The following is a 20,322-nucleotide window of genomic DNA, read 5'->3' on the forward strand; positions in this document are numbered from 1 at the left end:
CCGGTCTGCCGGCCGTTCAGTACTCGCGCCATGGTATCGCAGGGGACCCGGGGCGCGTCAATCGCGTCGCGCACCCCCTCACCTTTCGGGCACGCGCGGCAGCCGCGATCAGGACACCACCGCCTCGGCGTCGGTGGCGCCGCCCTCCGCGGGCCGGGCCGCCGCCGGGGGGGCCGCCGGGGAGACCACCGGCGGGACGACCGGCGCGGCGCGGCCGCTCACCGCGCGCGCCACGCCGCCGGCCACCGCCCGCGCGCAGTGATCGGCCAGGGCCTTGCGGCTGGGAAAGGCATCGAGGGTGACCGGCTCGTGGAACTCCACCTCGACCGTGATGCGCCCGAGCGTGAAGACCCGCCACAGGTGCGGCGCCAGGTCCATGTCGCCGTACCAGGCGTAGACCGGGCGGAAGGCCAGGCCCATGGGGATGCCGTCGAGCCGCGTGGCGGTGACGCTGACCGGCTGCACCGTCAGCGGCCGCCCGTCGACGCGGGTGGCGGCCACCGCGAACAGCGCCGTCTTGAAGGGCAGCGTGCGGTTGCCGTCCGACGACGTGCCCTCGGGGAACAGGATCAGGGTGTCGCCATGCTCCAGGCGGCCGCGCATGTCGTCGCGCTGGCGTCCGGTGGTGCGGCGGTCGCGGCGTTCGACGAACACGGTGCGCTGCAGCTTGGCCAGCAGGCCGAACAACGGCCACCCCGCCACCTCGGTCTTGGCGACGAACGAGCCGGGGATCAGCCCGCCCAGCACCGTGATGTCGAGATAGGAGGAGTGGTTGGCGACGACCAGCACCGGCCGTTCCCGGGCCATCGCGCCGCGCACCTCGACGTCGAAGCCGAGGATGCGCCAGCACGAGGCGTGGTAGAACAGCGGCAGCCGGGTGCGCAACGGCAGGCGCAGCGCGACCGCGAGCGCCTGCACCGGGATCAGCAGGGCCGTCCAGGCGAGATAGACCGCCAGACGGACGAGGCCGAGGACCGGCGAACCCATGGGGCGTTTCCTCCGAGCGTCCGGCCTCACGCGCCGGGAGCGTCGCTGCGCCGCCGCTCGTAATGCTTGGAGTACTTCTCCGTGATCAGGTCGGTCTTCACCACGACGCAGACGTCGGTGGTGTTGAACTGCGGGTCGATCACCGCCCCGTCGCCGACGAAGCCGCCCAGACGCAGGTAGCCCTTGATCAGCGGCGGCAGCTCGCCCAGCGCCCGCTTGGCGTCGATCGCCGCCACGTCCATCAGCCGCATGTCAACGTGCAGCTCCGGCAGCGCCACCGGGCGCAGCGCCGGCGGCGCGAGGTGATGGTGGTAGAGGTACGACAGCGGTTCGGCCAGCGCCGTCACGTCGTTGCCGCGCAAGCTGGCGCACCCGAACATGACCTCGATCTGGTGCTCGAACACGTAGGCGGCAATGCCCCGCCACAGCAGCTGCATCGAGCCGCGGGTGCGGTAGGCGGCGTCGACGCAGCTCCGCCCCAGCTCCAGCACCTCGCCCGCCAGGGACACCAGCGGGGCGATGTCGTACTCGCTGGCGGAATAGAAGCGGCCGGCGCGCGCTGCCATGGGGCGGCGGATCAGCCGGTAGGTGCCGACCACCGCCTCGGGGCCGGAGCCGCGGGCGTGGTCGATGACCAGGAGGTGATCGCAATGGGCGTCGAAATCGTCGAAGTCGCGCCGCCGCACCGCCATCTCGGGCGACGGCTTGGCCGCCATCTCCTCGTAGAAAACGCGGTAGCGCAGGGCCTGCGCGCTGTCCACCTCGGCGGTCGACCGCGCCAGGCGCACCTCCAACGTCCCCGTCCGCAGGTCGCCTGCGACGCCCTGGTCCGCAATGATGTCCGACATGGCCTGCATCGTGCTGCCTGGATCGTTCTGGTCGCTACGGCGGCGGACCCACCCCACCCTTAGGGCTGGGGTGATCCAGGCCACAGGCATACCACGAAGCGCCGGAGGCGGGTCAACCATGACATCCGCGTTCACCAAACCGTCACGGATCCTGCACCGGCCGGAGCCGGCCAGCCGCGCGCCCGCGCCCGGGACGCACCCTCGGGCGCGTCCCCGGGATCGCGCGATCCCCCGGGCCGTGGGCGCCGAGGGGGCCGGCCGGGCGCCGGCCGGGCCGCCGCCCGGTCAGGCGGCGCCGCGGCGCGCCCGGGTGCCCAGGCCGATCTGCTTGGCCAGCGAGCTGCGCTGGCGGGCGTAGTTCGGCGCCACCATCGGGTAGTCCGCCGGCAGGCCCCAGCGGTCCCGATACTCCTCGGGAGTCATGTTGTAGGCCGTCTTGAGGTGGCGCTTCAGCATCTTCAGCTTCTTGCCGTCCTCGAGGCAGACGATGTAGTCGGGGGTCACCGACTTCTTGATCGGCACCGCGGGCTGCGGCCGCTCCTCGGCCGGGGCGGGTTCGGCACCGACGTTCGACAGCGACCGATACACCTGTTCGATCAAGGTCGGAAGATCGCTCAGAGCCACTGTATTGTTGGAGACGTGTGCTGCCACGATCTCCGTCGTCAGAGACAACAGCTCGGTGGAAGGGGACCCATTGCTCATGTATGATTGCTCCACGGCTTGGCGTTCGCACCTCATATAAAGTGGTTCGCAGCCGGGTGCAATATCCAAACTTTGAAAGGAAGTGGAGGACGTGCACGAAGAAAGGACCGCCGACTTCTATTTGGACATCACCGCCGAGGTGTGCCCGTTGACATTCGTCAAAACGAAGTTGTCGGTGGAGCGCATGGCGGCGGGGCAAACCCTCGAAGTGCGGCTGAACGCGGGCGAGCCCTTGGTCAACGTCCCGCGTTCCTTGGCCGAACTGGGGCACGCGGTGCTGGCGGTGGAGGCCGAGGACGCGGCATGCCCGGGCGGCATCCACCGCCTGTGGGTGCGCAAGCGCTAGGGCCCGCCGTCGTACGAACGACGCAGGACCAGGGCCGCGGCGCGGCCATCCCGGCGCTTGTAGTATCCCGGGCGCCGGCCCACCGGCAGGAAGCCTGCGGTCGTGTAAAGCGCACGCGCCGCCATGTTGTCCTCGGCCACTTCCAGGAACACCGCGCTGGCCCCGGCGCTTTGCATTTCCGCCAGTGCTTCGGCCAGCAGGCGCCGGGCGGTGCCGGCACGGCGGTGCGCCGGCGGCACCCCGATGGCGAGGATTTCGCCGTCCTCCCCGGCGACGCGCGCCAGGACGAAGCCGATCGGCCGGGGCGCCGCGGGGTCCCCGGCCACAGCCAGGCGCCCGAAGGTCCCGGGCTGCCCCAGCAGCGTGGCGATGAACCCGTCCGACCACGGCTCCTCGGGGAAGCAGGCCCCTTGCAGCGCCGCCACCACGGCGGCGTCGAACGGGCCGGCCGGGCGCAGCGCCGGCGCGCCGGGGGCGTGCTCGGCAGCCGTGTCCCCGGCCCTGTCCCCGGCCCTGTCCCCGGCCGTCCCGCCGGCCGTTTCGCCGGCCGCCCCGCCGCTCATCGGGCGGCCGCCGCACGCGGCTTGGGCAGGGTGACATCGGGCGCCCGCAGGTAAAGGGGCTGCGGCGCCAGCCCGGCCGGCCGCGTGGCGCCCAGGGCGGCGACCACGGCCGCGTCGGGCACCCCGGGGCCGGCGGCGAACACCGTGCCGGCCCGCCGCTCCAGCAGCGGGCGCAGCGCCGCCGCCCCATCGCCGGCGACCAGCAGGGGTTGCCCATCCGCCGGCCAGGCGTCGTCCAGCCAGCCGGGCACCGCGGCGGGCGCCAGCATCGCCGGGTCGCCCGCCGGCACCAGCCCGCCGTCGAATCTCTGGAGGAAGGGCTCGGCGCGACGGGAATCGACGGCCACCAGAACCGCCCGCCCGGCCCGTTCCCCGGACGGCAGCCCGTGCGCCACCGCCTCGAAGGTGGTGAATCCGACGACCGGGACCCCGAGGGCCACGGCGAAGCCGCGCGCCGCCGCCAAGGCGATGCGCAGGCCGGTGAACGCCCCCGGCCCGACGGTGACGGCGATGCGGTCCAGCGCCGCGAAGCCGATGCCGGCCTCGTCCAGCACGGCCCGGGCCATGGGCACCAGCGCCTCCGCCTGGCCACGCGCCATCGGCGGCGCGCGATGCACGACCACCCGCCCGTCGTCCCACAGCGCCGCCGAGCACCCCGACGTTGCGGTGTCGAGACCCAGTACCCTCATTACCCCGCCTTCCCTTGCCGCCATCCGCCGCCGCGTCCTGCCCCGGCCGGCCGCGGACAGCGAAGATAACCCGTGTGGTGCGGCGGCGAAGCGTGTAATCGGTCCACGGTTCCGGCCCATGCCGGCCTCCCCCTCGTCACAGCCGGCCCGCAGATGCTGATCGAGATTGCTCCTCCGGCGTACGACGTCGATGTCGACCTGGTGTACGCGACCGCCGCCAACCTGGCGGGACACCCGGTCTACCGCCGCCCGGTGTGCCTTCTCCACCCCGACGCCGCCCGGCGGCTCACCGCCGCCGCCGACCTCGCCCGCGGGGCCGGGGTGCGGCTGCGCGTCTACGACGCCTTCCGGCCGGTCGAGGCGCAGTGGGAGCTATGGCACGCCTGTCCCGATCCGGTCTACATCGCCGACCCGCGGCGGGGGTCGACCCATTCCCGCGGCGTCGCGGTCGACCTGACCCTGGCCGGCGCCGACGGGCGGCCGCTCGACATGGGCACCGGCTTCGACACCATGACGGAGCGGTCGCACCACGGGCGCACCGATCTGCCGGCGGCGGTGCAGCGCAACCGTGCCCTGCTGCTGGGCATCATGGTCGCGGCGGGCTGGCGCCACTACGAGGCGGAGTGGTGGCACTACCAGGTGCCGGATGCCGACCGCTACCCGCTGTTGAGCGACAGCGCGGCCGGCGGCCGGATGATGGGGTGAGGGCGACGCCGCCCGCACTGTTGCCGATGGGCACCACCACCCCGGCGAAGCATGGCCGCGGCCGTTCGCCGCTTGTTCCGCGCCGGTGGCTCGTGCGACATGCGGCGAAGGGCCGACGCACGATGCCGGCCAACGGGTGCGTCCTGCCGCCATGTCGCTTCGCCGAGCCATCCTGATCCTGGTCACCGCCGCCGGCGCCGTGTGCCCCGCTGCCGGCCGCGCGCCGCGCGCCGCGGAACCGGCCAGCAGCGCCGTGGTGTTCGCCTACAGCCGCTTCGGCGAGGACGAGGCGCCCGCCAGCAGCATCCGGGTCGACCAGTTCGAGGCCCATGTCGACGAGCTGGCGTCGGGCGACTATGCGGTCCTGCCCCTGCCGGACATCGTCGATGCCCTGCGCGCCGGGCGCCCCCTGCCCGACCGCACCGTCGCCGTCACCGTCGACGACGCCACCCGCTCCTTCTTCACCCAGGCGTGGCCACGGCTGCGCGACGCCGGGCTGCCCTTCACCCTGTTCGTGGCCACGGATCCCCTCGACCGCGGCGCCGCCACCCACATGAGCTGGGACGAGCTGCGCCGCCTGTCGGGCCAGCGCGGCGTCACCATCGGCGCCCTCGGGGCGTCGACCCAGTCGCCGGTGGGCCGCCCGGCGGCGGAGCTGGAGGCCGACCTGCGGCGCATGGAGGCGCGTCTGGCCGCCGAACTCGGCCGCGTGCCGACGCTGTTCGCCTACCCCCAGGGGGAGCATTCGGCCGCGGTGCAGGAGGCCGTGGCCCGGACCGGCGTGGCCGCCGCCTTCGGCCTGCAGTCGGGGGTGCTGCACGCCGGCGCCGACGTTCGCGCCCTGCCCCGCTTCATCATGACCGAGGCGTTCGGCAGCGCCGAGCGCTTCCGCCTCGCCGCCAACGCCCTGCCGCTGCCGGTGGTCGAGGTCACGCCGGACGACCCCGTTCTGGCCGCCAACCCGCCTCTGGCCGGCTTCACCGTGTCGGCGGACGTCGGCGACCTGTCGCATCTCGCCTGCTTCGCGTCGGGCCAGGGCCGGGCCACGCTGGAGCGCGTCGCCGAGGCCCGCGTCGAGGTGCGCATCGCCGAGCCGTTCGCCCCCGGACGGGCGCGCCTGAACTGCACCCTGCCCACCGCCGAGGGACGCTGGCGGTGGTTCGGCATGCTGTTCGTGGTGCCGGAGGACTAGGCAGGCCTCACCGCACCGGGCCGGCGCCCGCGGGTCAGCGGACGGCGCGGACCTCCTGCACCTCGGGCACGTAGTGGCGCAGCATGTTCTCGATGCCCGCCTTCAGCGTCGCGGTCGAGCTGGGGCAGCCGGCGCAGGCGCCCTTCATGTGCAGGTACACGACGCCGCGCTCGAAGCCGTGGAAGGTGATGTCGCCGCCGTCCTGGGCCACCGCGGGTCGCACGCGGGTGTCCAGCAACTCCTTGATCTGCTGCACCACCTCGTCGTCGTCCTCGCTGGCGCCGTGATCGTCGGCGGTGCCGGTCAGCACCTCGCGGCCGGCCGTGAAATGCTCCATCACCACGCCGAGGATCGACGGCTTCAGCAGGTACCAGTCCTTGTCCCCGGATTTGGTGATGGTGATGAAGTCGGCGCCGAGGAAGACGCCCTCCACGCCGTCGATCTCGAACAGGCGCTCGGCCAGCGGCGATCGCCCCGCCTCGGCGCGCGTGGGGAAGTCGGCCGTGCCGTGTCCGAGCACCTCGCGCCCCGGCAGGAACTTGAGGGTGGCCGGATTGGGGGTCTGCTCGGTCTGGATGAACATGGTCCTCGGTCCTTTCATGGTGCGCCGAAGAGCACTGGCGGCGCCCAGGAAACTTGGGCAGACTCCGGGTGGAGATCAAGCGTGGCGTCAGCAGGGACACAGCCGTGGACATGAGCCCGCCCGGGGGCGGCGGCCCCCCCGACCCCGTGGCCGCCAGCGCCGCCGCGGCCGAACCGCTGTCCGCCGGCGCGGCCCCGGTGGTGGAATGGCTGCTCACCCAGGGCCGGCGGCGCACCGACATGGGCGACTTGCTGGGCGCCCTGTGCCGCCGCCTGCGCGAGGCCGGCGTGCCGCTGGCGCGCTGCTCCATCGCGCTGAACCTGCTGCACCCGCAGATCCGCACCATCGGCTACACTTGGCGCGCCGACCACGGCGAGGTGGAGGCGGTCGAGCGGGCCCACGGGGTCGAGACCTCGGCCGATTATCTGACCAGCCCGGTGGCCGCGATCATGGACCAGGGAGCGGAGGCCCTGCGCTTCCGCCTGGAGCGGATGGCGCCGCCGTGGCCCTACCCGGTGGTGGGCACCCTGCACGCCCGCGGCTTCACCGACTACGCCGTGATGACGCTGCGCTTCGCCAGCGGCCGCCCCAACGTCGCGACCTTCGCCACCGACCGCCCCGGCGGCTTCACCACCGCCGACCTCGCCACCATCGACGGCACCCTGCCGGCGATGGGCGCGGTGCTGGAGACGATGGCCCTGCGCCGTCTCGCCACCACCGTGCTCGACACCTATGTCGGCCGCCGCACCGGGGCGCGCATCCTGTCCGGCGACATCCGCAGGGGCACCGGCGCCGCGATGCGCGCCGTGCTGTGGCAATGCGACCTGCGCGGCTTCACCGCGCTGGCCGACCGGCTGCCGCGCGAGGAGCTGATCGCGCTCCTGAACGGCTATTTCGAGGTGATGGGTGGTGCCGTCGAAGCGTGCGACGGCGAGATCCTGAAATTCGTCGGCGACGCGCTTCTCGCGGTGTTTCCGCTGCCCGACGGCCCAGCCGAGGCAGGCCACGACCACGAGACGTGCAACCGCGCCCTCGACGCCGCGGAGGCGGCGTTGGAGGGCATGGCGCACCTGAACGCCGAGCGCGCCGGCTGGGGCCAGCCGGTGCTGCACTGCGGCATCGCCCTGCACCTCGGCGACGTCATGTACGGCAACATCGGCGCGCCCAACCGCCTCGACTTCACGGTGATCGGTCCGGCGGTCAACCTGGTCAGCCGCATCGAGAGCCTGTGCAAGATCCTCGACCAGCCGGTCCTGGCGTCGGCCGCGGTGGCCGCCTGCTGCGGGGAGCGCCTGCGCAGCATGGACCGCCACCCCGTGCGCGGCCTGCGCGATCCCGTCGAGGTCTTCGGGCTGGCCGCGGGCGCCCGGCCGTGAGCGGCCCGCACGGCCGCATCGCCCTCCCCGCCGCCGCCTTCGGCGCGGGATGGGGCCTGATGATGCTGGAGATCCTGGGCGGGCGGCTGATGGCGCCCCATTACGGCTATTCCGTCTACCAGTGGGGCGCGGTGATCGGCGTCGTGCTGGGCTTCATGGCCGCCGGCTACTGGAAGGGGGGGCGGGTCGGCGACGGCACGGCCGCCCTGCCGTTCCTGCGCGGCGCGCTTCTGGTCGGCGCGCTGTGGGCGGCGGCGACGCCGTGGATCGGACCCGCCGCGCTGGGCAGCGCGGCGGGCGACCTGGACCCGGGGGCCGGGTCGGTGCTCGGCGCGGTCATCCTGCTGGGGGTGCCGTCGTTCGCGCTGGCCACGGTCTCGCCGATCTGCACCGGCCTGTCGGAGTCCGGCGGCGTCGCCGCCCGGGCCGGGCGGATCTACGCCGTGGGCACGCTGGGCAGCATCGGCGGGACGTTCTTCGCCGCCTTCTACGCCATCCCCACCATCGGCGTCTCCGCCGGCTACGCCGTCGCCGCGGGGGTCCTGGCCGCCGCCTGCGGCGTCCTCCCGGGGGGCCGCCGCCACGCCGTGGCGGCGGCGGCGCTGGCCGCCGCGGCCTGGGGAGCCGGGGCCACGGGCGGCAGCGGGTTCGCGGTCTATCGCGAGACGCCGCACAACACCATCTACGTCCGCGAGGACGACCACGAGGTCCGCCTGCACCTCAACGTGCTGTGGGCGGTGCAGTCGCGGCTGCGCAAGGACGGCGGCCCCACCGGGATGTACTACGACCTGTTCGCCGCCGGGCCGGCGCTGGCCCGGGGCCGGCGGGTGCTGGTGCTGGGGCTGGCCGGCGGGGTCGCGGCGACCCAGATCGCCGCGGCCTGGCCCGGCGCCGAGGTTGTGGGCGTCGAGCTCGACCCGGCGGTGGTGGAGGTGGCGCGGGAGCGCTTCGGGCTGGACGGCGTCCGGGTGGTGGTGGGCGACGCCCGCCGCTACGTCGAGCGCGCCGACGCCACGTACGACGTCATCGTCGTCGATCTCTACGCCACCGCCATCATTCCCTTCTTCACGGCGACGCGGGAGTTCTTCGCGGCGGTCGCCGACCGGCTGGCGCCGGGGGGCGCGGTGATGATGAACGTGGCGGCACCGGCCGACCGCGACGCCCTGATCGGCCCCCTCGGAGCGACCATGGCGGCGGTCTTCCCGTCCGTGTTCCTGGCCGACGCCGGGCGCGGCAACTGGCTGCTGATCGCCACGCCGGACGCGCGCTCCGCCGCCGCCGTACGTGTACGTCTGGAGCAGGCGCCAGGCCCGGCGCTGTACGCCGCGCGGCGCGTGGCCAATGGCCTCGTGGCCGCGGACACGGCGGGGCAGCCGGTGCTCACCGACGACCGCAGCGACATCGACCTGCGCAGCCTGCGCGCGCTGTACGGCGGGTGACCGGGCTGCGGGTGACCGGGCTCAGGTGATCGCGTCGAGCTGCTCGTCGTTCAGCCCGCCCGGCACCACCGTCAACGGGATGCCCAGCTTGGCGATGCCGCGCCCGGTGAAGAAGGAGATCAGCGGCCCCGGCCCCTCGGGGCCGACGCCGGCGCCGAGCACCAGGATGGAGATGCCCGGCTCCTCCTCCATCAGCGCCATCAGCTCGTCCCGCCGGTCGCCCTCGCGGATGTAGAGGACCGGCAGGGTGTCGGTGATGGCGACCACGTCGCGGGCCAGCTTGTGCAGGGTCTGCTCTGCCTCGGTGCGCTGCTCCTCGCGCATCAGGTTCTCCACCGCCAGCCAGTGCTGCATCTCGCCCGGCTCGATCACGTAGAGGAGGGCGACTCGCCCGCCCGACTTCCTGGCACGCAGGCAGGCGTAGCGCAGCGCCACCTTGAGCTCCTGGCTCTCGTCGACGACGACCAGGAAGATGCGCTGCGGCTTGGACGGCGGCGGGGCGTCGGGGGTGTGGGATCCGGTCGCTTCGCTCATCGCTACACCTTTCGGAAAAGGGCGCCGGCCAGCCAGCCGGCGGACACCGCACCGATCACCGCGACCACCCCGTACAGCAGCGGCTGGCCGCGCGCGAAGTCGGTGACGTCGGCGCTGAAACCCACCTTCGACACCACCAGCGGCGTGGTCTGGGCGCTGACCACCTCGCCGCTGCGGATCAGGAAAACCTCGACGTTGTAGAGACCCGTGGGCACGTTCGCCGGGAAGTAGATGTTGGTGCGGAACAGCCGCTCGCCAAGGAAGTTGACGGCGCCCATTTCGGTCCCGTACAGCCCCTCGCGCTGCTTGTTGCGGATCAGCGCCGCGCGGAAGGCGACCAGGTCGGCCGGCGGCAGCGGCTCGGCCGGCTCGAGGACGAGGTTGGTGGCACCGATCTGGTGGCGCTCCAGCACGGGATCGCCGGCGAACTCCTCCAGCGGCCGGCTGGTCGCCACCCCGTAGAAGCTCGGCACCTGCTGGAACACGGCGCTGGAGCGGTTGATCCAGATGCCGGCGGTGCGCGCCTTGCGCCGGACGGTGACGTCGGCGCGCGGCCCGGAAACGACCACGGCGACGTCGCCGTCGCCGCCGGTGGAGCCGAACAGCACCACCTCCGTTCCGGTGAAGCCGGTGGTGATGGCGATGAGGTGGCTGGAGAGGTCGGCGACGAGCTGCTGGGCGCGGGCGGTCACGGCGGCGGTGGCCACCGCCGCCAGCACCGCGCCGGCCAGAGCCGCGCCGGCCAGGGTGGCCCCGGCGCGGCCGCGGTGGCGCGCCACCCTCACGGTCCCACCCCGCTGGTCACGGTGAACAGGTCCTGGGGGGTGACCACCAGGTCCCAGGCGAGGCGCAGCGCCACCGCCACCACCAGCAGCCCGAGCAAGGCGCGCGCCTGCTCGCCGCGCAGATAGCCGCCGGCCTTGGTCCCGAACTGCGCCCCGATCACCCCGCCGACCAGCAGCAGCAGCGCCAGCATGACGTCCACCGTGTGGTTGGTGGCGGCGTGCAGCAGGGTGGCGATGGCGGTGGTGAAGATGATCTGGAACAGCGAGGTGCCGGCGACCAGCGCCGTCGGCATGTTCAGCAGATAGATCATCGCCGGCACCAGCATGAACCCGCCGCCGATGCCCATGATCGCCACCAGCATCCCGCCGATGGCGCCGATACCGGCGGGCAGCAGGGCCGAGATGTAGAGCTTGGAGCGGTGGAACCGCATCTTCAGCGGCAGCCCGTGCAGCCAGATGTGGTGGTGGAGCTTGCCGCGGCTGGCGGTCGGGCTGCGCCGGCGCAGCAGGGCCCGGGTGCTTTCCACCAGCATCAGCGAGCCGATGGTGCCGAGGAAGAAGACGTAGCTGAGGCCGATGGCGATGTCGATCTGGCCCAGGCGCTGCAGGATGCCGAAGATCCAGACGCCGATCGAGGTGCCGACCAGGCCGCCGATCAGCATGACGACGCCCAGCTTCACGTCGACGTTGCCGCGCCGCCAGTGCGCCAGCACGCCGGACACGCTGGCCGCCACCAGCTGGTTGGACTGGGTGCCCACCGCCACCGCCGGCGGCACGCCGATGAAAATCAGCAGCGGCGTCATCAGAAAGCCGCCGCCGACCCCGAACATCCCCGACAGGAACCCGACCAGCCACCCCATGACCAGCACGACACCGGCGTTGACCGACATCTCCGCGATCGGCAGATACACTTGCATGAGGCTGGTCCGCGGTGGGCAGGGCGGAGGAGGGCGCCGCGAACCTTAGCGCAGGTGCCCTCCCCACCCAAGGCTTTACAGCACGCCCTTGGCGCGCATCAGCTCGGCCAGCGAGACCTCGGGGCGGGCGCCGACATGGGAGATGATCTCCCCCGCGGCGACCGCGCCGAGCCGGCCGCACACCGCCGGGGCCAGGCCGCGGGTGTAGCCGTAGAGGAAGCCGGCGGCGTAGAGGTCGCCGGCGCCGGTGGTGTCGACGACCCGGGCCACCGGATCGGCGGCGACCTCGTGGACCTCGCCGCCGGCGACGATCACCGCCCCCTTCTCGCTGCGCGTCAGCGCCGCCACCTTGCCGAGCCGGCGCACCGCCGCCAGCGAGTCCTCGAAGCGGTCGGTGCCGTAGAGGGCGCCGATCTCGTGCTCGTTGGCGAACAGCACGTCGACGTGACGCTCCACCAGGTCCACGAACTCGGCGTGGTGGCGGTGGACGCAGAAGCTGTCCGACAGGGACAGCGACACCGCGCGCCCGGCCCCGTGGGCGATGGCGGCGGCCTTGCGGAACGCCTCCTTGGCGCGGGGCGGATCCCAGAGATAGCCCTCCATGTAGGTCACCTGCGATCCGGCGATCAGGGCCTCGTCGATGTCCTCGGGGCCGAGCTCGACGCAGGCGCCGAGATAGGTGTTCATGGAGCGCTGGGCGTCCGGCGTGACCAGGATCAGGCAGCGCGCCGTCGGGGCCCCGGCCTGCAGCGGCGCCGTGGTGAACGCCACGCCGGCGGCGCGGATGTCGTGGCGGAAGACGGTGCCGAGCTGGTCATCGCGGACCTTGCCGATGTAGGCGCCACGGCCGCCCAGGGAGGCGAACCCGGCCATGGTGTTGCCGGCCGACCCGCCGGAGACCTCGATGCCCGGCCCCATGCGGCCGTACAGCTCCTCCGCCCGGGCCGCGTCGATCAGGGTCATCGCCCCCTTTTCGATCGCGTTGGCGGCAAGGAAGCCGTCGTCGGCATGGGCAATCACATCGACGATGGCGTTGCCGATGCCGGTGACGTCGTACGTTGCGGCGGCCATGAACACTCCTGACATGTGTGAAGAACCGATCGGGCGGCCGGGCGAGTATAACGGTGCCGGCGGTCATCTCAAGGCCGGGGCACCCTTGCCGCGGCGCGGCGGCGCGGCTAGAACCTGTGGGGTCCTGTGTGTCCGCGTATGCGAGGAGAGGCCGTCGGCATGGTTCGCGCCCTGGTTCTCGGGTTTTCCCAACTGACGGATCCGGCGTCGCGCCGCGTCGCCCTGATCGGCGTCGCCGGTGCGGTGGCCGCGTTCATCGGCCTGTTCCTGACGGTGGAGTGGCTGCTGCTGGGCACCGCGCTGACCGACTGGGGGTGGGTCGACACCGCCATCGACGTGCTGGGCGGGCTGTTCGTCCTGATCGCCGCCTGGGTGCTGTTTCCCGGCGTGGTCGCGGCGGTCTCCAGCCTGCTGCTGGACACCGTGGTCGACGCCGTGGAGCACCGCCACTACCCGCAGCTTCCGCCGGCACGGTCGCCGGGCTGGGCGGTGGAGCTGGCAACCGCCTTGCGTTTCCTGGCGGTGGTCGTGGCGGTGAACCTCGTGGCGCTGCCGTTCTACATCGCCGCACCGGGGCTCAACCTGGTCGTCTACTACGGCATCAACGGCTATCTGCTGGGCCGTGAGTACTTCGAGCTCGTGGCGATCCGCCGCCTCGGCCGCGACGGTGCCAGACAGGCGCGCCGCAGCGCTGGGTTGAAACCTTTTGTGGCCGGCGTCACAATTGCCTTCCTTTCGACCGTTCCCGTGCTGAATCTTTTCGTCCCGGTGATCGCAACGGCCTTCGTGACGCATGTCTTTCATTCCATCAATGGCCACTTGCGGTTGGCGGGACGACCGTGATAACCCGCTTTATTGGTACTTCGCGCGGGCCATGGCGCGGTCGCCGAAGACACCCTTCGACCTGACCTGAACCAGGGGACTTTCTTCATGCAGCTGTTCGGACGCAGGACCCCGCCGGCCGGCTCGCCCAAGCCCGCGGGCACCGAAACGGGCGGTGGCACGCCGCCGGAGGCGACGCCCGCCGCACCGGCGCTTTCGCCCATCCCGGCCTCCGGAACTCCGGGCGCCGGAACTCCGGGCGCCGGAACTCCGGGCGCCGGGACGCCGTCCGACGGGACGCCCTTCCTGGGGACGCCGGCGCCGGACGGCCGGGGCGCGGACCACGGCCCGGCGTCGGCCGCGCCCCCCGCGCCATCGTCTTTCCCGGCATCGCCGCAGCCGACCCTGGCGCCGACGCTCCGCCCGCCCCCATCCGACAAGGCACCCGACATGAACACCACACCGCCCAAGCCGCCGACCCCGCCCGTCGCCCCGGCGTTCAAGGCCGACATCCCGCGCCGCATGGTCGACATGCCGGGCGCGGTGCCGCGCCGGCCGGACGTGCCGTCGCCGGTTGCCACGGCCGCCCCCGCCCCGATCCCGGCCCCCGCCCCCGCGCCGATCGCCCCGGCACCGGCGGTGGAGCAGCGCCGCCTGACGGTGGGCCGCGACATCTCCCTGTCGGGCGAGATCGCATCGTGCGACGTGCTGGTCGTCGAGGGCACGGTCGAGGCGAAGCTGCGCGACGGCCGCAACATCGAGATCGCCGAGTCCGGCCTGTTCAAGGGCTCGGTCGAGATCGACGACGCCGACATCGCCGGCCGCTTCGAGGGCGACATCACGGTGCGCGGCCGCCTGCGGGTGCGCTCCACCGGCCAGATCAACGGCTCGATCCGCTACGGCGAGCTGGAGGTCGAGGCGGGCGGCCGGCTGATCGGCGACATCCAGGTGTACACGTCGGCCGCCGCCGCCGTCCCTGCCGCGTCGAGCACTCCGACCCCGGCGGCCGCCCCGCAACCGGAGATGGCGCCCGCCGAATAGCGGCCGCGCCGCACCGTTCCCGGCATCAGCCCGGCCCGGCCACCGCCGCGCCGGGCTTTGTCTTGCCGACGGCCACCGTCTTGTCGGGCCAGGCGCAGAGATCGCGGATCGGGCAGTCCGGGCAGTCCGGGCGGCGCGCCTTGCAGACGTAGCGGCCGTGCAGGATCAGCCAGTGGTGGGCGTGGCGGCGGTAGGGCTGGGGCACCGCCGCCAGCAGCCGGCGTTCGACCGCGTCCGGGGTCTTGCCGGGGGCGAGGCCGGTGCGGTTGCCGACGCGGAAGATGTGGGTGTCGACCGCCATGGTCTCCTCGCCCCAGGCCACGTTCAGGACCACGTTGGCGGTCTTGCGGCCGACCCCGGGCAGGGCCTCCAGGGCCGTGCGGTCGCGCGGCACCTCGCCGCCGTGCGCGCGCTCGAGAATCGCCGACAGCGCGATGACGTTCTTGGCCTTGGTGTTGAAGAGGCCGATGGTCTTGATATGCTGGCGCAACCCCTCTTCGCCCAGGTCCAGCATCTGGCGCGGCGTGCGTACCCGCTCGAACAGCGCGCGGGTCGCCCGGTTGACCCCGGCGTCGGTGGCCTGGGCCGACAGCACGACGGCCACCAGCAGGGTGTAGGGGTTGACGTACTCCAGCTCGCTCTTCGGGTCCGGGGTGGCGGCGGCGAGGCGGCGGAACAGTTCTTCTGTGTCGGCGGTTTCCATGGGGAGCGACTGTAGCGGGCTCCACGGGAAACGCAATCGGGGGGAGAGCGGCGACCATGACCGACGGCGACGGGTCCATCCGCGTCTTCTTCGACGCGGTCCTGCATCCCCACCGCAGCCTGGGGCGCACCGGATTCCGGGTGCTGATGGCGGTGGTGGTGGCGGTCAGCGCCGCCGTCGGAACGCTGTTCCTGGTGCAGGGGGCGTGGCCGGTCACCGGCTTCTTCGGCCTCGACGTGCTGCTCCTCTACTGGGCCTTCCGGGCCAACTACCGCTCCGCCCGCCGGTTCGAGCGGGTGCGCCTGACCGAGCGCGACCTGACCGTCCAGCGGGTGGCATGGAAGCAGCCGGAGCGGCTGTGGCGCTTCCAGCCGAGCTGGCTGCGGGTGACGATGGACGACCCGCCGCGTCACGAGAGCCAGGTGACCTTGTCGTCGCACGGCCAGTCGGTGATCGTCGGCTCGTTCCTCAGCCCCGACGAGCGGGCCGATTTCGCGCGCGCCCTGCGCGGTGCCCTCGACGCCTGGCGCCGCCCGCCCTGCCCGGCCAATCCGGTGGCGTAGCGGCCGGCGCAAGATTCGGGTTGGAGGGCGGCCGCGGCCGCGCCACTCTCGACGGCGAACCGGGAGATCCGCCCATGCCCTGCCTCGATCCGATCCACGACGCCGCCGACGCCCGCCACCACCGCGCCATCGCCGGCGCCATCCGCCACGTCGTGGAGAACTGGGCGGACCAGCCGACTCTGGAGGACCTCGCCGAGCACGCCGGGATGAGCCCCTTCCATTTCCAGCGGCTGTTCAGCCGCTGGGTCGGCATCAGCCCCAAGCGCTTCGTCCAGTTCCTGACCCTGGACCACGCCAAGCGCCTGCTGGAGGAGAACCACAGCGTCCTCGACACCGCCCTCGACGTCGGCCTGTCGGGACCGTCGCGCCTGCACGACCTGTTCGTGGCCTGCGAGGCGATGACGCCCGGCGAGTACAAGGCGCTGGGCGGCGGCCTGACCATCCGCTGGGGGGTGCACGACTGCCCCTTCGGCCGGGCGCTGGTCGCCACCACCGCACGGGGGGTGTGCTGGCTCGGCTTTTCCGACCAGGAGGACGGCGCCGACGCCCGCGCCGAGTTCGCCGCCGCCTGGCCCGCCGCCCGCCTGGTCGAGGACGCTGCGGCCACGGCCCCGCTGGTGGCCCAGGTGTTCGCCAGCGGCGGGGCGGGGCCCGGGCCGCTCCGTCTGCTGCTGCGCGGCACCAACTTCCAGATCAAGGTGTGGGAGGCCCTGGTGCGCATCCCCGAGGGCGCGGTGGTCAGCTACGAGGACGTCGCCCGCGCCATCGGCCAGCCGACCGCGTCGCGCGCCGTCGGGGCCGCGGTGGGGCGCAACCCGGTGTGTGTGCTGATCCCCTGCCACCGGGTCATCCAGAAATCCGGCATCGTCCACAACTACCGCTACGGCGTGCCGCGCAAGCGCGCCCTCCTGGCCTGGGAACAGGCGCGCTGCGAGACCGCCGGCGCCGCGGCGTGAGTCACGCCGGCGGCGCCGCCGTCCCGGGATCGACGCCGCGGGGCAGCAGGAGGAAATAGCCGCCGCGGCTCTTCATCGCCCCGGCCCGGGCCTCGGCGTCCGGGCCATGGCCCCAGAACAGATCACCGCGCACCGGACCGCGGATGGCGCCACCGGTGTCCTGGGTCACCACCAGGCGCTGCACCCGGCCGGTCCGGTCCAGCGGGTCCTCCGCGTCAAGCCACACCGGCACCCCGTAGGGCACGAAGCGGTGGTCGACGGCGAGGCTGCGCCCGGCGGTCAGGGCCACCCCCTGGGCCCCGGTCGGCCCGTCGCCCTCCAGCTCGCGGAAGAAGACGTAGGACGGGTTCAGGTTCATCACCCCGTCGGCCTCGTCGGGATGGGCCCGCAGCCAGTCGCGGATGGTCTGCAGCGACACCTCGTCCCGGGTCAGGGCGCCGCGGTCGATCAGGGCCCGGCCGATGGCGAAATACGGATGGCCGTTCTGCCCGGCGTAGCCGACCCGGATCTCCGATCCGTCGCGCAGGGTGATGCGGCCGGATCCCTGGATCTGGAGGAAGAACGCGCCGATCGGGTCGTCGACCCACAGCAGCTCCAGACCGCGGCCGGCCAGGGCCCCGGCCTCGATGGCGGCGCGGTCGTCGTAGGGACGCAAGGCCCCGTCGACGACCCGGCCGGCCAGCCGCTCGCCCTTCCAGCGCTCGGCGAAGGCGCCGAGATCCACGGTCACGAGGTCGGGCGGGCGGCGGTAGAGCGGCGCCGGGAAATCCAGGTTGGCAACGCGCGAGCCGCGCAGCTCCACCTCGTAGTAGCCGGTGAACAGCCCGTCACGGGGGACGCCGGCGGCGGCCCCGTTGGCCGCCGCATAGGGAACGAACCACTCCTCGAAAAAGGCGCGGGCGGTGGCGTCGTCGCCGGGGGGAAGGGCCGCCAGCCGTTCGCACGGGGCCCGCCAGTCGGCCACCGTGCCGGCGACCCCGGCGGGGCCGACCGGCCGGTCGTCGGACGTGCCGTCCAGGGTGGCGCAGGACCGGGCCAGGGCCGGCACCGCCGCGGCGACGGCGTCGCGCTCCCACCCGGGCAGGGCGTCGAAGCCGGTCCGCTCCAGGGTCAGGCGGTCCGCGGCCGGCGGGCCGCCGCCGCCATCCCCGGCGCGCTCGCATCCGGCCAGACCGGCCAGACCGGCGGCAAGGAGCACGGCGGCCGCGCGGCGGCGGCGCGGGCGATGGACCGGAACGGCGGCCCCGGGGTGGCGGTCAGCCCGGGGCCGCCCGGACGCGGGTGCGGTCATGTCGGCAGGAGCCCGTCGGTCGGCGGGTCAGGTGGGCGTGCGGGTCTCCACCAGGACCCAGTTGGGATCCCGCGACCGAGTGTCGCGGGCGAAGGTCCAGATGTCGACCACCTCCACCGCGGCGGCCGGGTCGCCGTCGACGATGGCGCCCTGGGGGTCGCGGGTGACGTTCACCTGCTGCGAGGTGACCTTCACGGTCATCAGGGCGGTGCGGCCGTCCAGCCGGGCCTCGGCGATGTCGACGTCGTCGATCGCCTCGATGCGGGTCTCGAGCGTCTCGCCGGCCGACTCGCGTTCGCCGATCGCCCGGCTGAAATTCTCGTAGACGTCGTCGGACAGCAGCGGCCGCAACGCCGTGGTGTCGCCCCGGGCGAAGGCGTCCACGATCATCTCGAAGGCGGCGCGGGCACCGCGCAGGAAGGTCTTCTCGTCGAACGTCGGATCGGCGCTGGCGACCTGGGCGATGGAGGCGGCGAGCGACAGCGGCTCGTCCGGGGACGCCGCGTCGGCCGGCTGGCCGCGCGGACGGCCGGGCATCGTCACGACGTTGTCGGTGCGCGCCGGCTCCGGGCGCGCCGCATACGGGTTCGGCCGCTGCCGTTCCTCGCCGTTGCGGCGGCCAAGCACGCTGCGCAGCCGGTAAACCAAGAAGGCCGCGATCATCGCGAATATGACGATCTCGATGAACACGAATCCATCACCCATCAGCGCGGTCCTTGTGGGTTTGCCCTGGACCCCCCGGCAGGCCGTGATTAAGTGTACCCATGCAGGGCGCCCGCCAGTGGAGGTGCCCGGTATCGGTGCGGGCCGGTGTTTCCTCCCGACTACATAGGGGCTTGGGTCCGAAAGAGCAAGGATTGGCATGAATCCGCTGTTGCTGTTCCTACTACTCCCGCTGGTGGAGATCGCGGTGTTCATCCAGGTCGGCTCGTGGATCGGGGTGCTGCCGACCATCGGGCTGATCCTGCTCGCGGTCCTGGCCGGAACCGTGCTGCTGCGCCGGCAGGGGCTGGCCGTGCTGCGCGAGGCGCAGGTCGCCGCCGACCGTGGCGAGCTTCCCGTCGGTGCGGTGTTCCGGGGATTCTGCGTCGTCGCCGCCTCGATCCTGCTGATCGTGCCGGGCTTCGTCACCGACGTCGTCGCCGGGCTGCTGCTGGTTCCCCAGCTGCGCGCCGCCATCGGCCGGTGGATGCTGCAGCGCATGCAGCGCCACGACGGCGCCGCGACGTGGGCGCAGCCGGGTGCGGCGGACGCGCGCCGGCGCCCGCCGGGCACGGTCATCGACGTGGAGTACGAGGAGGTGCCGCCCGGCGGCGACCAGCGGCCGGACACCCCGTCGCTGGAGGAGTCGCGCTGGCGCCCCGACGGTCGGCCGGACGATCGCCGCCCCTCCTGAGGCGCCGCCCCTCCTGAGGCGCCGTCCGCGCTGTGCCGCCGCGCCGCGGGGCGGACGGCGGGCGCGCCCGGCAGCGGGTTGCCGCGTTCCGCGATCCGTGCTAGCCAGCCCCAGGCTCAACCCCAGGAAATGGCCGGCCCGGGAAATCGCCGGTTGCCGGCCAGGAGTCCCACCATGTCCGACCAACCGACGACCCCCGGCGGCAACGGCGCCGCAGAGACCGCCCAGGGCGGTCCGACCGCCCTGCCGGTGCACATCCTCGCCCAGTACATCAAGGACCTGTCGTTCGAGAACCCGAACGCGCCGCAGAGCCTGATGCCCGGCCAGCCGCAGCCGCAGGTCAACATCGGCGTGGACGTCCAGGCCCGGCCCGCCGCGGAGAACGTCTACGAGGTGGTTCTCCACCTGCGCTGCGAGGCCAAGCAGAATGAGAACACCGCGTTCCTGGTCGAGCTGGCCTATGGCGGCCTGTTCCAGCTGCCGGGCCTGGCGCCGGAGCACCATCGCCCGGTTCTGATGATCGAGGGTCCGCGCCTGCTGTTCCCGTTCGCCCGGGCCATCGTCGGCGAGGCGACCCGCGACGGCGGCTATCCGCCGCTGATGATCAACCCGATCGACTTCGCCGACCTCTACCGCCGCCAGCTCGCCGGCCAGGCGCCCCAGGGGCAGGGCGACGCCGCCCCGGCCGGCGGCCCGGCCGGCGGCCCGGAAGGCCAGCCGCCGTTCTGATGCCGTCCGCCGCGGCGGCGGCGGGGCAGCCCGCCCGCCCGGCCTCCCGGATCCGGTCACGAGAAAGCCGCCCTCCCGGCCGGG

The 20,322-nt window shown here is 73.3% G+C and carries 24 protein-coding genes; 11 read left to right on the forward strand and 13 right to left on the reverse strand.

All coding sequences use genetic code 11. From position 1 onward, the window contains the following. Positions 1-108 precede the first annotated feature (108 nt). The 3 genes from AC6H2I_RS01640 to AC6H2I_RS01650 all read right to left on the reverse strand — a co-directional run bounded on the left by AC6H2I_RS01640 (position 109) and on the right by AC6H2I_RS01650 (position 2,537). Positions 109-987 carry a lysophospholipid acyltransferase family protein gene (locus AC6H2I_RS01640; RefSeq protein WP_497498800.1) on the reverse strand — a complete coding sequence of 293 codons (879 nt, stop codon included), beginning with the start codon at positions 985-987 and terminating at the stop codon, positions 109-111. Between the two features lie 26 nt (positions 988-1,013). After that, a complete protein-coding gene (locus AC6H2I_RS01645; RefSeq protein WP_497498801.1) occupies positions 1,014-1,835 on the reverse strand; it encodes a GNAT family N-acetyltransferase in 822 nt (273 codons plus the stop codon). Between the two features lie 285 nt (positions 1,836-2,120). After that, the gene (locus tag AC6H2I_RS01650) at positions 2,121-2,537 is read right to left on the reverse strand and encodes a Ros/MucR family transcriptional regulator (RefSeq protein WP_497498803.1); all 417 of its coding nucleotides are present in this window, start codon (positions 2,535-2,537) and stop codon (positions 2,121-2,123) included. A 91-nt stretch (positions 2,538-2,628) separates the two neighbouring features. On the opposite strand from AC6H2I_RS01650, the gene AC6H2I_RS01655 reads away from it, so the two are divergent. Continuing rightward, positions 2,629-2,883: a sulfurtransferase TusA family protein gene (locus tag AC6H2I_RS01655; protein WP_497498804.1), complete on the forward strand. Its 255-nt coding sequence runs from the start codon at positions 2,629-2,631 to the stop codon at positions 2,881-2,883. Here the strand turns inward: AC6H2I_RS01655 and AC6H2I_RS01660 are convergent. Both AC6H2I_RS01660 and tsaB read right to left on the reverse strand, forming a co-directional pair. Beyond that, on the reverse strand, positions 2,880-3,446 hold the full coding sequence (locus AC6H2I_RS01660; protein WP_497498805.1) for a GNAT family N-acetyltransferase: 567 nt from the start codon (positions 3,444-3,446) through the stop codon (positions 2,880-2,882). The two genes, AC6H2I_RS01655 and AC6H2I_RS01660, sit on opposite strands and share 4 nt — an antisense overlap. After that, positions 3,443-4,135 carry a tRNA (adenosine(37)-N6)-threonylcarbamoyltransferase complex dimerization subunit type 1 TsaB gene (tsaB, locus tag AC6H2I_RS01665; protein WP_497498806.1) on the reverse strand — a complete coding sequence of 231 codons (693 nt, stop codon included), beginning with the start codon at positions 4,133-4,135 and terminating at the stop codon, positions 3,443-3,445. Before tsaB ends, AC6H2I_RS01660 begins: the two co-directional genes overlap by 4 nt. Before the next feature lie 153 nt (positions 4,136-4,288). On the opposite strand from tsaB, the gene ddpX reads away from it, so the two are divergent. Beyond that, positions 4,289-4,840, forward strand: coding sequence for a D-alanyl-D-alanine dipeptidase (gene ddpX, locus AC6H2I_RS01670; protein WP_497498807.1), 552 nt, complete (start codon positions 4,289-4,291; stop codon positions 4,838-4,840). A gap of 151 nt (positions 4,841-4,991) precedes the next feature. Then, complete coding sequence (locus tag AC6H2I_RS01675; RefSeq protein WP_497498808.1) at positions 4,992-6,032, forward strand: polysaccharide deacetylase family protein; 1,041 nt, start codon at positions 4,992-4,994, stop codon at positions 6,030-6,032. A 34-nt stretch (positions 6,033-6,066) separates the two neighbouring features. On the opposite strand, the gene AC6H2I_RS01680 is transcribed toward AC6H2I_RS01675, so the two are convergent. Continuing rightward, positions 6,067-6,615, reverse strand: coding sequence for a NifU family protein (locus AC6H2I_RS01680; RefSeq protein ID WP_497498809.1), 549 nt, complete (start codon positions 6,613-6,615; stop codon positions 6,067-6,069). A 110-nt stretch (positions 6,616-6,725) separates the two neighbouring features. Between AC6H2I_RS01680 and AC6H2I_RS01685 the strand changes: the two genes are divergently transcribed. Both AC6H2I_RS01685 and AC6H2I_RS01690 read left to right on the forward strand, forming a co-directional pair. Beyond that, the gene (locus AC6H2I_RS01685; protein WP_497498811.1) at positions 6,726-7,991 is read left to right on the forward strand and encodes an adenylate/guanylate cyclase domain-containing protein; all 1,266 of its coding nucleotides are present in this window, start codon (positions 6,726-6,728) and stop codon (positions 7,989-7,991) included. After that, positions 7,988-9,430, forward strand: a complete 1,443-nt coding sequence (locus tag AC6H2I_RS01690) for a fused MFS/spermidine synthase (protein ID WP_497498813.1) — start codon at positions 7,988-7,990, stop codon at positions 9,428-9,430. Before AC6H2I_RS01685 ends, AC6H2I_RS01690 begins: the two co-directional genes overlap by 4 nt. Positions 9,431-9,451: 21 nt before the next feature. Here AC6H2I_RS01690 and AC6H2I_RS01695 read toward each other — a convergent pair whose 3' ends face one another. From AC6H2I_RS01695 to AC6H2I_RS01710, 4 genes are all read right to left on the reverse strand, one after another. Then, complete coding sequence (locus AC6H2I_RS01695) at positions 9,452-9,964, reverse strand: universal stress protein (RefSeq protein WP_497498814.1); 513 nt, start codon at positions 9,962-9,964, stop codon at positions 9,452-9,454. 2 nt (positions 9,965-9,966) lie between these two features. Continuing rightward, the gene (locus AC6H2I_RS01700; protein ID WP_497498816.1) at positions 9,967-10,743 is read right to left on the reverse strand and encodes a TIGR02186 family protein; all 777 of its coding nucleotides are present in this window, start codon (positions 10,741-10,743) and stop codon (positions 9,967-9,969) included. Between the two features lie 2 nt (positions 10,744-10,745). Beyond that, entirely contained in the window at positions 10,746-11,666 is a 921-nt protein-coding gene (locus AC6H2I_RS01705; RefSeq protein WP_497498817.1) for a sulfite exporter TauE/SafE family protein, read from the reverse strand. A 75-nt stretch (positions 11,667-11,741) separates the two neighbouring features. After that, entirely contained in the window at positions 11,742-12,737 is a 996-nt protein-coding gene (locus tag AC6H2I_RS01710) for an adenosine kinase (RefSeq protein ID WP_497498818.1), read from the reverse strand. A 159-nt stretch (positions 12,738-12,896) separates the two neighbouring features. Between AC6H2I_RS01710 and AC6H2I_RS01715 the strand changes: the two genes are divergently transcribed. Both AC6H2I_RS01715 and AC6H2I_RS01720 read left to right on the forward strand, forming a co-directional pair. Continuing rightward, complete coding sequence (locus AC6H2I_RS01715; RefSeq protein WP_497498820.1) at positions 12,897-13,580, forward strand: EI24 domain-containing protein; 684 nt, start codon at positions 12,897-12,899, stop codon at positions 13,578-13,580. Between the two features lie 429 nt (positions 13,581-14,009). After that, complete coding sequence (locus tag AC6H2I_RS01720) at positions 14,010-14,600, forward strand: bactofilin family protein (RefSeq protein ID WP_497498821.1); 591 nt, start codon at positions 14,010-14,012, stop codon at positions 14,598-14,600. A gap of 25 nt (positions 14,601-14,625) precedes the next feature. Here AC6H2I_RS01720 and nth read toward each other — a convergent pair whose 3' ends face one another. Further along, a complete protein-coding gene (gene nth / locus AC6H2I_RS01725) occupies positions 14,626-15,303 on the reverse strand; it encodes an endonuclease III (RefSeq protein ID WP_497498823.1) in 678 nt (225 codons plus the stop codon). A gap of 56 nt (positions 15,304-15,359) precedes the next feature. Between nth and AC6H2I_RS01730 the strand changes: the two genes are divergently transcribed. Further along, positions 15,360-15,866 carry a DUF2244 domain-containing protein gene (locus AC6H2I_RS01730; protein ID WP_497498825.1) on the forward strand — a complete coding sequence of 169 codons (507 nt, stop codon included), beginning with the start codon at positions 15,360-15,362 and terminating at the stop codon, positions 15,864-15,866. Positions 15,867-15,940: 74 nt separating this feature from the next. Beyond that, positions 15,941-16,822 (forward strand): bifunctional transcriptional activator/DNA repair enzyme AdaA, encoded by an 882-nt coding sequence (locus AC6H2I_RS01735; protein ID WP_497498826.1) that lies wholly within the window; start codon positions 15,941-15,943, stop codon positions 16,820-16,822. 1 nt (position 16,823) lies between these two features. On the opposite strand, the gene mltA is transcribed toward AC6H2I_RS01735, so the two are convergent. Beyond that, a complete protein-coding gene (gene mltA, locus AC6H2I_RS01740) occupies positions 16,824-18,113 on the reverse strand; it encodes a murein transglycosylase A (protein WP_497498827.1) in 1,290 nt (429 codons plus the stop codon). A gap of 27 nt (positions 18,114-18,140) precedes the next feature. Continuing rightward, positions 18,141-18,818 carry a Tim44/TimA family putative adaptor protein gene (locus tag AC6H2I_RS01745; RefSeq protein WP_497498828.1) on the reverse strand — a complete coding sequence of 226 codons (678 nt, stop codon included), beginning with the start codon at positions 18,816-18,818 and terminating at the stop codon, positions 18,141-18,143. Positions 18,819-18,975: 157 nt separating this feature from the next. On the opposite strand from AC6H2I_RS01745, the gene AC6H2I_RS01750 reads away from it, so the two are divergent. Together AC6H2I_RS01750 and secB are read left to right on the forward strand one after the other, a co-directional pair. Beyond that, a complete protein-coding gene (locus AC6H2I_RS01750) occupies positions 18,976-19,509 on the forward strand; it encodes an FxsA family protein (RefSeq protein ID WP_497498829.1) in 534 nt (177 codons plus the stop codon). Positions 19,510-19,683: 174 nt separating this feature from the next. Beyond that, positions 19,684-20,238 (forward strand): protein-export chaperone SecB, encoded by a 555-nt coding sequence (gene secB, locus AC6H2I_RS01755; RefSeq protein WP_497498831.1) that lies wholly within the window; start codon positions 19,684-19,686, stop codon positions 20,236-20,238. Positions 20,239-20,322 lie beyond the last annotated feature (84 nt).

It is taken from the genome of Azospirillum sp. NS33 (assembly GCF_059703765.1).